The sequence below is a fragment of the Enterobacter sp. ECC-019 genome, assembly GCF_043974075.1.
In the GTDB taxonomy this organism is placed as follows: Bacteria; Pseudomonadota; Gammaproteobacteria; order Enterobacterales; family Enterobacteriaceae; genus Enterobacter; species Enterobacter asburiae_D.
Window position 1 is genome coordinate 1057834 of the sequence record NZ_CP143759.1, and the last position, 15300, is coordinate 1073133.

The window sequence follows — 15300 nt, forward strand, 5'->3', positions numbered from 1 at the left end:
ATGACGGGATGATAAATCGCGTTAAAGGTTGGTTGTTGGCTGCTACCGTGCTGCTGTGCGCGCAGGCCGGGGCGGCAAACCTCTCAGATATTCAGGTATCAAACGGCGAAAGCCAGGCCCGGATCACGTTCAGCTTTATGGGCGATCCTGAATATGCGTTTTCACAGCCAGACAGCCACAGCGTGGCGCTGGATATCAAGCAGACTGGCGTGATCCAGGGGCTACCGCTGCGGTTTAGCGGCAACAACCTGGTGAAAAGTATCCGTTCGGGAACGCCGCAGGATAGCCAGTCGTTACGCCTGGTGGTCGATCTGACCGAAAAGGGCAAAACGAAGGCGGTGAAGCAGCAAAACGGGGCGAACTATACGGTGGTCTTTACCATTAATGCCGACGCACCGCCACCGCCTCCACCGCCGCCGGTCGTAGCGAAGCGCGTGGAAGAACCGGTATATACGCCGCGTCCTTCTGAACCTGCGCGTAATCCGTTTAAATCGCAGAACGACCGCATTACTGCGGCAACCAGCAGCAATACGGTGACGCGTCCGGCGGCCAGCGCGCGACGCGCGACGGTCAGCGGTGACAAAGTGATTATCGCCATTGATGCGGGCCACGGCGGGGAAGATCCGGGGGCGATTGGCCCTGGCGGCACGCGAGAAAAAAACGTGACCATCGCTATCGCGCGGAAACTGCGTTCGCTACTCAATGACGACCCTATGTTTAAAGGCGTGTTGACCCGCGACGGGGACTACTTTATCTCCGTCATGGGACGCTCGGATGTGGCGCGTAAGCAAAACGCGAACTTCCTGGTCTCCATTCATGCGGACGCCGCACCGAATCGTAGCGCCACCGGCGCCTCGGTTTGGGTGCTGTCGAACCGTCGCGCCAACAGCGAAATGGCCAACTGGCTGGAAGAGCATGAGAAGCAGTCTGAACTGTTAGGCGGCGCGGGCGACGTGCTGGCGAACAGCCAGTCCGATCCGTACCTCAGCCAGGCGGTGCTGGATTTACAGTTCGGTCATTCTCAGCGCGTCGGGTATGATGTCGCCACTAACGTATTGAACCAGCTGCAAAGCATTGGCGTGCTGCATAAACGTCGTCCGGAACATGCCAGCCTCGGCGTTCTGCGCTCGCCGGATATCCCGTCCATCCTCGTCGAGACGGGCTTTATCAGTAACAACGGTGAAGAGCGTCTGTTGGGAAGCGACAGCTACCAGCAGCAAATTGCCGAAGCGATTTATAACGGTCTGCGTAAATATTTTGATGCCCATCCGCTGCAGTCCGCGCCGCAGAGCGGCGCTGCCCAGACGGCCAGTGCAGCGCTACCGGGTGAGATGACCGCGACCAACTAAGGAGAATTCATGCCGATTCAGGTTCTACCGCCGCAGCTCGCGAACCAAATCGCCGCCGGTGAGGTGGTGGAACGCCCTGCGTCGGTGGTGAAGGAACTGGTGGAAAACAGCCTCGATGCGGGCGCAACCCGCATTGATATCGATATCGAACGCGGTGGCGCGAAGCTTATTCGCATTCGCGACAACGGCTGTGGCATTAAAAAAGACGAGCTGGCGCTGGCGCTGGCCCGTCACGCCACCAGTAAAATTGCCTCTCTGGATGACCTGGAAGCGATTATTAGCCTCGGTTTTCGCGGTGAAGCGCTGGCCAGTATCAGCTCGGTTTCGCGCTTAACGCTGACCTCCCGTACCGCTGAACAGCAGGAGGCCTGGCAGGCTTACGCCGAAGGGCGCGATATGGATGTGACGGTGAAACCCGCAGCGCACCCTGTCGGCACGACTCTGGAAGTCCTGGATCTGTTCTACAACACCCCCGCCCGACGCAAGTTCATGCGTACCGAGAAGACCGAGTTCGGCCATATCGACGAGATCATTCGCCGTATCGCGCTGGCCCGCTTCGATGTCACCATCAACCTCAGCCACAACGGTAAGGTGATGCGCCAGTATCGCGCGGTGGCAGAAGGTGGACAGAAAGAGCGCCGTTTGGGGGCGATATGCGGTACGCCGTTTCTGGAACAGGCACTGGCCATTGAGTGGCAGCACGGCGATCTGGCTTTACGCGGCTGGGTTGCCGATCCAAACGCGAGCAGTGCTGCGTTTGCGGAAATCCAGTATTGCTACGTAAACGGCCGCATGATGCGCGACCGTCTCATCAATCACGCAATTCGCCAGGCCTGCGAAGACAAACTCGGGGCCGATCAGCAGCCTGCTTTCGTTCTTTATCTGGAAATCGACCCCCATCAGGTGGATGTGAACGTCCATCCTGCCAAGCATGAGGTGCGGTTCCACCAGTCGCGTCTGGTTCATGACTTCATTTATCAGGGCGTGGCCGCCGTGTTGCAGCAGCAGGCAGAGCCAACGTTGCCGCTGGAGAACGACGCCCCTGCACCGCGTCCGCTGCCAGAAAACCGTGTAGCGGCAGGGCGCAACCATTTTGCGGAGCCTGCCGTCGCACGTGAACCGGAAGCCCCGCGCTTCTCCCCGGCAGGGAACGCACCGCGTCCAACGGGCGCGAACTACCCGAATGCCCAGCCCGGCTATCAGAAGCAGCAGGGAGCGTTGTACCGCAAGCTGCTGGAAACGCCAGCCGTGGAGCGTAAAGAGCACATTCAGACCGCTCAGCCTTCTCTGGACGGCCATAGCCAGAGTTTTGGCCGGGTGCTGACGATTATTGCGCCGGATATGGCACTGCTTGAACGTGACGGCAAATTGATGCTTCTGGCACTGCCGGTCGCCGAACGCTGGCTCAAGCAGGTGCAGCTCACGCCAGGTGAAAATGCAGCCTGCGCGCAGCCGTTGTTAATTCCGGTTCGCCTGAAAATATCCTCTGAAGAAACAAGGGTATTGCAGCGCGCCGAGCCGCAGCTGGCGCAAATGGGCATTGAAACTGTGCTCGAACCACAACATGTGACAATTCGTGCAGTGCCTTTACCCTTACGCCAACAAAATTTACAAAACTTGATTCCTGAACTGATAGGCTACCTGGCGCAGCAAACATCGTTTGATGCCGCCAACACCGCGCAGTGGATCGCCCGCCATCTGGCAAGCGAACACACGCCGTGGAGTATGGCGCAGGCCATTAGCGTGCTGGCGGAGGTGGAACGCCTCTGTCCGCATCTGGTGAAAACGCCGCCGGGTGGGTTATTACAACCTGTTGATTTACAAACGGCGATGAACGCCCTGAAACATGATTGACGCAAGTAAGGCGAGCCTGCCTAAGGCAATTTTTTTAATGGGCCCTACGGCCTCCGGCAAAACGGCGCTAGCCATTGAGTTGCGTAAAGTTTTGCCTGTAGAGTTGATTAGCGTCGACTCCGCCCTCATCTACCGAGGGATGGACATCGGCACGGCGAAGCCTGACGCAGAAGAGTTGCGTGCGGCACCGCACCGTTTGCTGGATATTCTCGACCCGGCTCAGGCGTACTCCGCAGCGGATTTCCGCCGGGATGCCTTAGCCGAGATGGCCGAGATAACGGCGGCGGGACGTATACCGCTGTTGGTTGGCGGAACCATGCTCTATTTCAAGGCGTTGCTGGAGGGGTTGTCACCTCTGCCATCTGCAGATCCGGAAATAAGAGCGAAAATTGAGCAGCAGGCGGCAGAGCAGGGTTGGGACGTTCTGCATCAGCAACTGGCGGAGATTGACCCGGTTGCTGCAGCACGGATCCATCCAAATGATCCGCAAAGGCTTTCCCGGGCACTGGAAGTTTTTTTCATTTCGGGTAAAACTTTAACGGAACTGACGCAAACGTCAGGAGACGCTCTGCCGTATCAGGTGCATCAGTTCGCCATCGCCCCGGCGAGCCGTGAACTGCTCCATCAGCGAATTGAGCAGCGTTTTCATCAGATGTTAGCTTCAGATTTTGAAGCAGAAGTGCGGGCGCTATTTGCCCGTGGAGATTTGCATACGGACATGCCTTCCATTCGTTGTGTGGGATACCGCCAGATGTGGTCGTATCTTGAAGGTGAGATTTCATACGATGAAATGGTTTATAGAGGTGTTTGCGCCACGAGACAGTTAGCGAAGCGCCAGATCACCTGGTTGCGCGGTTGGGACGGCGTTCACTGGTTAGACAGTGAAAAACCGCAACAAGCGTTAAACGAAGTGATTGAGGTTGTTGGTGATATCGCTCACTGAATGTGTACAATTGAGACGTATCGTGCGCAATTTTTCAGAATCGCAAGGTTCTAAGTACAAAACAAGCATATAAGGAAAAGATAGAATGGCTAAGGGGCAATCTTTACAAGATCCGTTCCTGAACGCATTGCGTCGGGAACGTGTTCCAGTTTCTATTTATTTGGTGAATGGTATTAAGCTGCAAGGTCAGATTGAGTCTTTCGATCAGTTTGTGATTCTGTTGAAAAACACGGTCAGTCAGATGGTCTACAAGCACGCTATTTCTACTGTTGTTCCGTCCCGTCCGGTATCTCATCACAGCAATAACGCTGGCGGCGGCACTGGTAGTAACTACCATCATGGCAGCAGCGCGCAGGGTTCTTCAACGCCGGCGCAGGACAGCGACGAAACCGAATAAGGTTTCGCACTGTTATCCACACGGGGAGCCAGGGATCCTGCGTTCCCCGCTGATCTTTTTAGAGAGGTTTACGCTTGTTTGACCGTTATGATGCCGGTGAGCAGGCGGTGCTGGTACACATCTATTTTTCGCAAGACAAAGATATGGAAGACCTCCAGGAGTTTGAATCTCTGGTCTCTTCCGCCGGTGTCGAAGCAATGCAGGTGATTACCGGTAGCCGTAAAGCGCCGCACCCAAAGTATTTTGTTGGTGAAGGTAAAGCAGTCGAAATTGCGGATGCCGTAAAAGCAACCGGCGCGTCAGTCGTGTTGTTTGATCATGCGCTGTCTCCAGCCCAGGAGCGCAACCTGGAAGCCCTTTGCGAATGCCGTGTTATCGATCGCACGGGTTTGATTTTAGATATTTTTGCTCAGCGTGCTCGTACCCACGAAGGGAAACTGCAGGTTGAGCTGGCGCAGCTGCGCCATCTGGCAACGCGTCTGGTGCGTGGCTGGACACACCTTGAAAGACAAAAAGGCGGGATTGGTTTGCGCGGCCCGGGTGAAACCCAGCTCGAAACCGACCGTCGTTTGCTGCGTGGCCGAATTACCCAGATCCTCTCACGTCTGGAACGTGTAGAGAAACAGCGTGAACAGGGACGTCGGGCGCGAACGAAAGCCGACATCCCGACGGTGTCGCTGGTGGGCTATACCAACGCCGGTAAATCCACCCTGTTTAACCAGATAACCGAGGCCCAGGTGTATGCCGCAGACCAGTTGTTTGCGACCCTGGACCCTACGCTGCGCCGTATTGACGTAGCAGACGTCGGTGAAACGGTGCTGGCGGATACCGTAGGGTTTATTCGCCACCTGCCGCATGACCTGGTGGCGGCGTTTAAAGCCACCCTGCAGGAGACGCGACAGGCGACTCTGCTGCTGCACGTGATTGATGCGGCAGACGTGCGCGTGCAGGAGAATATCGACGCGGTTAACGTGGTGCTCGAAGAGATCGACGCCCATGAGATCCCAACGCTGTTGGTCATGAACAAGATCGATATGCTGGACGATTTCGAACCGCGTATCGACAGAGATGAAGAAAACAAACCGATTCGGGTCTGGCTTTCTGCCCAGACCGGTATTGGTGTGCCACTGCTTTTCCAGGCTTTGACAGAACGTCTTTCCGGTGAGGTAGCTCAGCACACGCTGCGACTGCCGCCACAGGAAGGCAGGCTGCGCAGCCGGTTTTATCAGCTTCAGGCGATAGAAAAAGAGTGGATGGAGGATGACGGCAGCGTGGGGATGCAGGTGCGTATGCCGATCGTTGACTGGCGTCGCCTCTGTAAACAAGAACCTGCGCTGGTCGACTATATCGTCTGATCAGAAAGGGGATGCCTGAATAATTCGCCCTTGCATAACAAATATGGAGCATATACATGGCGTGGAATCAGCCCGGTAATAACGGACAAGACCGCGACCCGTGGGGAAGCAGCAAACCTGGCGGCAACTCTGAGGGAAATGGCAACAAAGGTGGTCGCGAGCAGGGGCCGCCGGATCTGGATGATATCTTCCGCAAACTGAGCAAGAAGCTTGGTGGCCTTGGCGGAGGAAAAGGTTCTGGCTCGGGTGGCAATTCCACTCAGAGTTCGCGTCCACCAATGGGTGGCCGCGTAGTGGGCATCGTGGCCGCTGCGGTAGTCATCATCTGGGCAGCCAGCGGGTTCTACACCATTAAAGAAGCAGAACGCGGCGTGGTCACCCGTTTCGGCAAGTTCAGCCATCTGGTTGAGCCGGGTCTGAACTGGAAGCCAACCTTCATTGACGACGTGACCGCGGTAAACGTGGAATCCGTCCGTGAACTGGCCGCCTCTGGCGTGATGCTGACCTCTGACGAAAACGTGGTGCGCGTTGAGATGAACGTGCAGTACCGCGTGACCGATCCTGAGCGTTATCTGTTTAGCGTGACCAGCGCCGATGACAGCCTGCGTCAGGCGACTGACAGCGCCCTGCGCGGTGTGATCGGTAAATACACCATGGACCGTATCCTGACCGAAGGTCGTACCGTTATTCGTAGCGATACCCAGCGCGAGCTGGAAGAGACCATTCGTCCGTACAACATGGGTATCACCCTGCTGGACGTCAACTTCCAGGCTGCGCGTCCGCCGGAAGAGGTGAAAGCCGCATTTGACGATGCGATTGCTGCCCGTGAAAACGAACAGCAGTACATCCGTGAAGCAGAAGCGTACACAAACGAAGTTCAGCCACGCGCTAACGGTCAGGCGCAGCGTATTCTGGAAGAAGCGCGCGCGTATAAGACGCAGACCATCCTCGAAGCTCAGGGTGAAGTGGCTCGCTTTGCGAAGATCCTGCCGGAATATAAAGCGGCCCCGGAAATTACCCGTGAGCGTCTCTATATCGAGACCATGGAAAAAGTGCTGAGCCACACCCGCAAAGTGTTGGTTAATGACAGTAAAGGCGGAAACCTGATGGTTCTGCCGCTGGATCAGATGCTGAAAGGCGGTTCTGCACCAGCAGCGAAAGGCGACACCAGCGGCGCGAACAACCTGCTGCGTCTGCCGCCAGCCTCATCAGGCAGCGCCAGCACGAACACAACGCCTTCTTCGAACGATGGTGACATTATGGACCAACGCCGTGCTAACGCGCAGCGTAACGACTACCAGCGTCAGGGGGAATAAGGATGCGTAAGTCAGTTATTGCGATCATCGTCATCGTACTGGTCGCGCTTTATACCTCGATCTTTGTGGTGAAAGAAGGCGAGCGTGGGATTAAGTTCCAGTTCAGCAGCGTCGTGCGTGATGGCGACAAACGTCCGGTGATTTATGAGCCGGGCCTGCACTTCAAGGTGCCGTTTATTCAGTCAGTGAAAACGCTTGATGCGCGTATCCAGACCATGGATAACCAGGCCGACCGCTTCGTGACCAAAGAGAAGAAAGACCTGATCGTTGATTCCTATATCAAATGGCGCATCAGCGATTTCAGCCGTTACTTCCTGGCAACGGGCGGTGGTGACGTTTCTCAGGCAGAAGTACTGCTGAAACGTAAGTTCTCTGACCGTCTGCGTTCCGAGATTGGTCGTCTGGATGTGAAAGACATCGTGACCGACTCCCGCGGTCGTCTGACCCTGGAAGTTCGCGATGCGCTGAACTCCGGTACCGCGGGCACGGAAGATGAAGTTTCAACGCCGGCAGCAGATGATGCGATTGCCAAAGCGGCTGAACGCGTTCAGGCGGAGACCAATGGCAAAGTGCCGGTGATCAACCCGAACAGTATGGCTGCGCTGGGTATCGAAGTGGTTGACGTGCGTATCAAGCAGATCAACCTGCCAGTCGAAGTGTCCGAGGCGATTTACAACCGTATGCGCGCCGAGCGTGAAGCGGTAGCCCGTCGTCACCGTTCACAGGGCCAGGAAGAGGCTGAGAAGCTGCGTGCAGCAGCGGACTATGAAGTCACCAAGACGCTGGCGGAATCTGAGCGCCAGGGCCGTATCCTGCGCGGTGAAGGCGATGCCGAAGCGGCGAAGCTGTTCGCGGATGCCTTCAGCCAGGATCCTGACTTCTACGCCTTTATCCGTAGCCTGCGTGCTTACGAGAATAGCTTCCAGAGCAACCAGGATGTGATGGTGCTCAGCCCGGACAGCGATTTCTTCCGTTATATGAAGACGCCGACTAACGCAACGCGATAAACTCAGGCTCGTTTGAGTATTCAAACCACCGCTCCCAACGGAGCGGTGGTTTTCTTTTATAAGGAATAAAAATGAATTCAACGATCTGGCTCGCACTGGCCCTGGTCCTGGTGCTGGAAGGTCTTGGACCGATGCTTTATCCGCGCGCCTGGCGTCGAATGATCGCCACGATGAGCCAACTGCCGGATAATATTTTGCGTCGTTTTGGCGGAGGTCTTGTGGTTGCTGGCATTGTGATCTACTACATGTTGAGGAAAACGATTGGCTGATCAAAAAGTGGTCTGATTTGGCGTGCTTTGAGGTCAAAAAGTGCTGTATATCTGAAAAAGCGATGGTAGAATCCATTTTTAAGCAAACGGTGATTTTGAAAAAAATGGGTAACAACGTCGTCGTACTGGGCACCCAATGGGGTGACGAAGGTAAAGGGAAGATTGTTGATCTTCTGACTGAACGGGCTAAATATGTTGTACGCTACCAGGGCGGTCACAACGCAGGCCATACTCTCGTAATCAACGGTGAAAAAACCGTCCTCCATCTTATTCCATCAGGCATTCTTCGTGATAACGTCACCAGCATCATCGGTAACGGCGTTGTGCTGTCTCCTGCTGCGCTGATGAAAGAGATGAAAGGTCTGGAAGACCGTGGTATCCCTGTTCGTGAGCGTCTGCTGCTCTCCGAAGCCTGCCCGCTGATCCTGGATTATCACGTGGCGCTGGACGTTGCGCGTGAAAAAGCGCGCGGTGCGAAAGCGATCGGTACCACCGGTCGTGGTATCGGCCCGGCTTACGAAGATAAAGTTGCGCGTCGCGGTCTGCGCGTGGGCGACCTCTTCGACAAAGCAACCTTCGCTGAAAAACTGAAAGAAGTGATGGAATATCACAACTTCCAGCTGGTGAACTTCTACAAAGCTGACGCTGTTGACTACCAGAAAGTGCTGGATGACGTCATGGCGATCGCAGACATTCTGACCGGTATGGTTGTTGATGTGTCCGATCTGCTGGACCAGGCGCGCAAGCGTGGCGATTTCGTCATGTTCGAAGGTGCGCAGGGTACGCTGCTGGACATCGACCACGGTACCTATCCGTACGTTACCTCCTCTAACACCACTGCTGGTGGCGTGGCGACCGGCTCTGGCCTGGGTCCACGTTATGTGGATTACGTTCTGGGCATCATCAAAGCATACTCCACTCGCGTGGGTGCAGGTCCATTCCCGACCGAGCTGTTTGATGAAACCGGCGAGTTCCTGTGCAAGCAGGGTAACGAGTTTGGCGCGACTACCGGTCGTCGTCGTCGTACCGGCTGGCTGGATGCGGTTGCAGTGCGTCGTGCAGTGCAGATCAACTCCCTGTCTGGCTTCTGCCTGACCAAGCTGGACGTACTGGACGGCCTGAAAGAAGTGAAAATCTGCGTAGGCTACCGTATGCCAGATGGCCGCGAAGTGACCACCACTCCGCTGGCTGCTGACGACTGGGAAGGCATTGAGCCAATCTACGAAACCATGCCGGGCTGGTCTGAGACCACTTTCGGTGTGAAAGAGCGTAGCGGCCTGCCGCAGGCGGCGCTGGATTACATCAAGCGTATTGAAGAACTGACCGAAGTGCCGATCGATATTATTTCTACCGGCCCGGATCGTACTGAAACGATGATCCTGCGCGACCCGTTCGACGCATAATCTTCGTGAATGCTGGCCTGCGGGGTGACCCGTAGGCCGGATAAGCGTAGCGCCATCCGGCGAACGCTCCTGGATCTCCGCTTTTTCGCCCCGTCTGTCAAATAAATTAGCCGCTAACTATCTGGCTGGTTTATCATCATTAATGAATATCTCTGCGGTTTAACCGCGTTTTCCCTTTTTTCCTGAGGTTGATGTGCAGTTAACAAGTTTCACCGATTACGGCTTACGTGCGCTGATTTACATGGCGTCGTTACCCGAGGGGAAGATGACCAGTATCTCTGAAGTCACAGAGGTCTACGGCGTATCCCGTAATCATATGGTCAAAATAATCAATCAACTTAGTCGTGCCGGATACGTTGCTGCCGTCCGCGGGAAGAATGGTGGGATCCGTCTCGGTAAACCGGCACAGAGTATTCGTGTGGGTGATGTGGTACGTGAACTGGAGCCGCTGTCTCTGGTGAACTGCAGCAGCGAGTTCTGCCACATCACGCCCGCTTGCCGCCTGAAAAAGGCGCTTTCAAAGGCCGTGCAAAGTTTTCTCATGGAACTGGATAACTACACGCTGGCCGATTTGGTTGAAGAGAATCAACCGCTTTATAAATTATTGCTGGTGGAATGAAGAAAATTTCCACCGGAGCTGACAACGGAGGAACCGACATGTCACATGATCCTTTCCAGGAACGCGAAGCTGAAAAATACGCGAATCCTATTCCCAGCCGCGAGTTCATCATTGAACACTTAACAAAACGCGAAAAACCCGCCAATCGTGAAGAACTTGCCGTTGAATTAAACATTGAAGGTGAAGAGCAAATTGAAGCCCTTCGCCGCCGCCTGCGCGCGATGGAGCGTGACGGGCAGTTGGTCTTTACCCGCCGCCAGTGCTACGCGCTGCCAGAACGCCTCGATCTGCTGAAAGGGACCGTCATTGGTCACCGCGATGGCTTCGGCTTCCTGCGCGTGGAAGGCCGTAAAGACGATCTGTACCTCTCATCTGAACAGATGAAAATGTGCATCCACGGCGACCAGATCCTGGCGCAGCCGCTGGGCGCGGACCGTAAAGGTCGCCGCGAAGCGCGCGTGGTACGCGTTCTGGTGCCAAAAACCAGCCAGATCGTCGGCCGCTACTTTACCGACGCGGGCGTGGGCTTCGTGGTGCCGGACGACAGCCGTCTGAGCTTCGACATCCTCATCCCACCTGAAGAGGTGATGGGCGCCCGCATGGGCTTTGTGGTGGTGGTGGAACTCACCCAGCGCCCAACCCGTCGCACCAAAGCGGTAGGTAAAATCGTCGAAGTGCTGGGCGACAACATGGGCACTACCATGGCCGTTGATATGGCGCTGCGTACCCATGAAATTCCGTACATCTGGCCGAAAGCGGTTGAAGAGCAGATCGAAAGCCTGCGCGAAGAAGTGCCGGAAGAGTCCAAGGTGGGCCGCGTGGATCTGCGCTCCCTGCCGCTGGTCACTATCGACGGTGAAGATGCCCGCGACTTCGATGACGCCGTCTACTGCGAGAAAAAACGCGGTGGCGGCTGGCGTCTGTGGGTCGCTATTGCAGACGTAAGCTACTATGTTCGTCCGCACACCCCGCTGGATAACGAAGCGCGCAGCCGCGGTACCTCGGTCTATTTCCCGTCGCAGGTCGTGCCGATGCTGCCGGAAGTGCTGTCTAACGGCCTGTGCTCCCTGAACCCGCAGGTTGACCGCCTCTGTATGGTTTGCGAGATGACCATCTCCACCAAAGGGCGCTTAACCGGCTACAAGTTCTACGAAGCGGTGATGAGCTCGCACGCGCGTCTGACCTATACCAAGGTCTGGCATATGCTGCAGGGCGACCAGGATCTGCGCGAACAGTACGCGCCGCTGGTCAAACACATCGAAGAGCTGCATAACCTCTACAAAACGCTGGATCAGGCGCGCGAAGAGCGCGGCGGGATCTCGTTTGAGAGTGAAGAAGCGAAATTCATTTTCAACGCAGAACGCCGCATTGAGCGTATCGAGCAGACCCAGCGTAACGATGCGCACAAGCTGATCGAAGAGTGTATGATTCTGGCGAACATCTCGGCGGCACGATTCGTCGAGAAAGCCAAAGAGCCTGCGCTGTTCCGTATTCACGATAAACCGTCGACGGAAGCCATCACCGCGTTCCGCTCCGTGCTGGCTGAACTGGGTCTGGAGCTGCCTGGCGGTAACAAGCCAGAGCCGCGCGATTACGCCGAGCTGCTGGAGTCCATTGGCGACCGTCCTGACGCAGAAATGCTGCAGACGATGCTGCTGCGCTCTATGAAGCAGGCGATTTACGATCCGGAAAACCGGGGACACTTCGGCCTGGCGCTGCAGTCATACGCCCACTTTACGTCGCCGATCCGTCGTTATCCTGACCTCTCTCTGCACCGTGCGATCAAGTATCTGCTGGCGCAGGAGCAGGGCCATAAAGGGAACACCACCGAAACCGGTGGCTACCACTATTCGATGGAAGAGATGCTGCAGCTGGGTCAGCACTGCTCCATGGCCGAACGTCGTGCCGATGAAGCAACCCGCGACGTGGCGGACTGGCTGAAGTGTGACTTTATGCTCGATCAGGTGGGTAACGTCTTTAAAGGCGTGATTGCCAGCGTGACCGGCTTTGGTTTCTTTGTTCGTCTGGACGAGCTGTTCATCGACGGTCTGGTGCACGTCTCCAGCCTGGATAACGACTACTACCGCTTTGACCAGGTCGGTCAGCGGCTGATTGGCGAATCTGGCGGCCAGACCTATCGTCTGGGCGACCGTGTCGAAGTGAAGGTCGAAGCCGTGAATATGGATGACCGTAAAATCGACTTCAGCCTGATCTCCAGCGAGCGCGCGCCGCGTAACGTAGGCAAAACCGAGCGTGAAAGGGCGAAAAAAACCGGTAACGGTAAACCGGGCGGCGGTAAACGTCGTCAGGCGGGCAAGAAGGTAAACTTCGAGCCGGACAGCGCGTTCCGCGGCGAGAAGAAACAGAAGCCGAAGGCGGCGAAGAAAGAAGCCCGTTCAGCGAAAAAACCGTCCGCGAAAACGCAGAAAATAGCTGCCGCCACAAAAGCGAAGCGCGCGGCCAAGAAAAAGCAGGCGGAGTAAATTCTCCCCTCACCCTGACCCTCTCCCCAGCGGGGGGAGGGGAAATACTTATTACGAGAACCATCAATGAGTGAAATGATTTACGGCATCCACGCGGTGCAGGCCCTTCTCGAGCGCGCACCGGAGCGTTTTCAGGAAGTGTTTATTCTGAAAGGGCGTGAAGATAAGCGTCTGATGCCGCTGATCCACGCGCTGGAAGCGCAGGGCGTGGTGATCCAGCTGGCGAATCGCCAGTTCCTGGATGAGAAAAGTGAAGGCGCGGTTCACCAGGGGATCATTGCCCGCGTGAAGCCGGGTCGTCAGTATCAGGAAAACGATCTGCCGGATCTGATTGCCGAGCTGGATAACCCGTTCTTCCTGATCCTCGATGGCGTTACCGATCCGCATAACCTCGGCGCGTGCCTGCGCAGTGCCGATGCGGCGGGCGTGCACGCGGTGATCGTGCCGAAAGATCGCTCCGCACAGCTGAACGCGACGGCGAAGAAAGTGGCCTGCGGCGCGGCGGAAAACGTTCCGCTGATCCGCGTGACCAATCTGGCGCGCACCATGCGTTTGCTGCAGGAAGAGAACATCTGGATCGTTGGTACCGCCGGTGAAGCGGACCATACTCTTTACCAGAGCAAAATGACCGGCCGTCTGGCGCTGGTGATGGGTGCGGAAGGCGAAGGCATGCGTCGTCTGACCCGCGAGCACTGCGACGAGCTGATCAGCATCCCGATGGCGGGCAGCGTGTCGTCCCTGAACGTTTCCGTTGCGACGGGTATCTGCTTGTTTGAAGCGGTGCGTCAGCGTAGCTGATTTTCGCCCGGTGGCGCTTCGCTTACCGGGCCTACGGTTTTGTAGGCCGGGTAAGGCGAAGCCGCCACCCGGCAAAACAAACTCACTCCTCTAACGACCGCAAATGGTCATCCTTCCTCAGCGTCATCAGCGCGAAAATACTCACTACCGCCGTCGCCATCACGTAATACGCCGGAATATCCAGGTTGCCCGTCTGCTTAATCAGCCCGGTAATGATTAACCCTGCACATCCCGAGAAAATCGCGTTCGACAAAGAGTAGGCCAGCCCCAGCCCCGTATAGCGCACGCGCGTCGGGAACATCTCAGATAGCATCGCCGGGCCCGGACCCGCCAGCATGCCCACCAGACCGCCCGCAATCAGTACCACACCAGCCTTAACCACCAGCGTACTCGACTCAGCCTGAAGGATTTTCAGCAGCGGCAGGGCGAGGATCAGCAGCAGCGCGGTGGCGATAATCATCACCGTGCGGCGCCCGATCCGGTCGCTCAGGATCCCCGACGGAATGATGGTGAGTGCAAAACCAATATTCGAAATCACCGCTATCAGCAGCGCCTGGTTAAACCCGGTGTGCAGCGCCGACTGCAGATAGGTTGGCATAATCACCAGATAGGTATACCCCGCCGCAGACCAGACCATGACGCGCCCAATCCCCATCACGATGGCCCGGAGCGTGGCGGCAGTATCCGCCTGAGCGACAGTCGGTTTATCCTGCTGCTGCACAAAGCTGGGCGTCTCCTCCATGCTGACGCGAAGCCACAGCGCAACGACGCCCATGGGCAGCGCCAGGAAGAAAGGAATGCGCCAGCCCCAGTCGTGCAGGGCTTCAGGCGTGAGGAGGGCGGAGAGCAGCGCCACGATGCCTGCGCCCGCTAACAGCCCCAGCGCCACGGTAAAGGACTGCCACGCGCCATAGAGCCCACGCTTGCCGCGCGGGGCGAACTCCGTCATCAGCGAGACCGCACCGCCGTACTCGCCGCCCGCGAACAGCCCCTGCAGGATGCGCAGCAGCGTAATAATGAGCGGCGCGGCAATCCCGATGCTGGCATAGACCGGCACAACGCCGATGGCGGCGGTAGCGAGCGTCATCAATACCAGCACAATGATTAGCGTCGGTTTACGGCCAATCCGGTCGCCGATGCGGCCAAACACTACCGCACCCAGCGGGCGGAAGAAGAAGGCGATGGCAAACGAGGCATAGGTGAGGATCAGGCTGGTAAGCCCCGCTTCTCCTTCAAGCTGGAAGAAGTTTTTCGCAATCACGGTCGCCAGAAAACCGTAGACCGCAAACTCATACCACTCGATAAAGTTACCAATGGAGCCTGCAATTAATGCTCGCTTGTGCGCATCCGGTTGCATAACGATCCTCACTGAAAAGGGTAAGAATAAATTATTCAACAAAAGCGAAGTGATGAAATAGTTTATTCTTATGTTCTGTGAGCTATTTCACGAATGATATCAGCGGGATCGTGAACGTGTGACTCCCCTCCCATGCAGCGCGCGCGCGGT

General features: G+C 56.5%; 13 protein-coding genes. 12 read left to right on the forward strand and 1 reads right to left on the reverse strand.

The window, feature by feature from the left end; translation table 11 throughout:
• Positions 1-8 precede the first annotated feature (8 nt).
• From amiB to rlmB, 12 genes are all read left to right on the forward strand, one after another.
• Positions 9-1349, forward strand: coding sequence for an N-acetylmuramoyl-L-alanine amidase AmiB (amiB, locus tag V1566_RS04935; protein ID WP_148244454.1), 1341 nt, complete (start codon positions 9-11; stop codon positions 1347-1349).
• A gap of 9 nt (positions 1350-1358) precedes the next feature.
• Positions 1359-3203, forward strand: coding sequence for a DNA mismatch repair endonuclease MutL (gene mutL / locus V1566_RS04940; RefSeq protein ID WP_395305221.1), 1845 nt, complete (start codon positions 1359-1361; stop codon positions 3201-3203).
• Positions 3196-4146 carry a tRNA (adenosine(37)-N6)-dimethylallyltransferase MiaA gene (gene miaA, locus V1566_RS04945; RefSeq protein ID WP_032651346.1) on the forward strand — a complete coding sequence of 317 codons (951 nt, stop codon included), beginning with the start codon at positions 3196-3198 and terminating at the stop codon, positions 4144-4146. The genes mutL and miaA overlap by 8 nt, the downstream gene beginning before the upstream one ends.
• Positions 4147-4231: 85 nt before the next feature.
• On the forward strand, positions 4232-4543 hold the full coding sequence (hfq, locus tag V1566_RS04950; protein WP_023334248.1) for an RNA chaperone Hfq: 312 nt from the start codon (positions 4232-4234) through the stop codon (positions 4541-4543).
• 74 nt (positions 4544-4617) lie between these two features.
• Positions 4618-5898, forward strand: a complete 1281-nt coding sequence (gene hflX / locus V1566_RS04955) for a ribosome rescue GTPase HflX (RefSeq protein WP_023310136.1) — start codon at positions 4618-4620, stop codon at positions 5896-5898.
• A gap of 56 nt (positions 5899-5954) precedes the next feature.
• Entirely contained in the window at positions 5955-7214 is a 1260-nt protein-coding gene (gene hflK, locus V1566_RS04960; protein WP_047646479.1) for an FtsH protease activity modulator HflK, read from the forward strand.
• A gap of 2 nt (positions 7215-7216) precedes the next feature.
• A complete protein-coding gene (hflC, locus tag V1566_RS04965) occupies positions 7217-8221 on the forward strand; it encodes a protease modulator HflC (protein ID WP_023334250.1) in 1005 nt (334 codons plus the stop codon).
• A 71-nt stretch (positions 8222-8292) separates the two neighbouring features.
• Entirely contained in the window at positions 8293-8490 is a 198-nt protein-coding gene (locus V1566_RS04970) for a DUF2065 domain-containing protein (protein ID WP_003855996.1), read from the forward strand.
• Positions 8491-8594: 104 nt separating this feature from the next.
• Entirely contained in the window at positions 8595-9893 is a 1299-nt protein-coding gene (locus tag V1566_RS04975; RefSeq protein ID WP_024907332.1) for an adenylosuccinate synthase, read from the forward strand.
• Between the two features lie 193 nt (positions 9894-10086).
• Positions 10087-10512 (forward strand): nitric oxide-sensing transcriptional repressor NsrR, encoded by a 426-nt coding sequence (gene nsrR, locus V1566_RS04980; RefSeq protein ID WP_023334253.1) that lies wholly within the window; start codon positions 10087-10089, stop codon positions 10510-10512.
• A gap of 38 nt (positions 10513-10550) precedes the next feature.
• The gene (rnr, locus tag V1566_RS04985) at positions 10551-12995 is read left to right on the forward strand and encodes a ribonuclease R (RefSeq protein ID WP_395305222.1); all 2445 of its coding nucleotides are present in this window, start codon (positions 10551-10553) and stop codon (positions 12993-12995) included.
• A gap of 66 nt (positions 12996-13061) precedes the next feature.
• Positions 13062-13793, forward strand: a complete 732-nt coding sequence (gene rlmB / locus V1566_RS04990; protein ID WP_058840431.1) for a 23S rRNA (guanosine(2251)-2'-O)-methyltransferase RlmB — start codon at positions 13062-13064, stop codon at positions 13791-13793.
• 82 nt (positions 13794-13875) lie between these two features.
• Here rlmB and V1566_RS04995 read toward each other — a convergent pair whose 3' ends face one another.
• Positions 13876-15150, reverse strand: a complete 1275-nt coding sequence (locus V1566_RS04995; protein WP_121424849.1) for an MFS transporter — start codon at positions 15148-15150, stop codon at positions 13876-13878.
• Between the last annotated feature and the right edge of the window lie 150 nt (positions 15151-15300).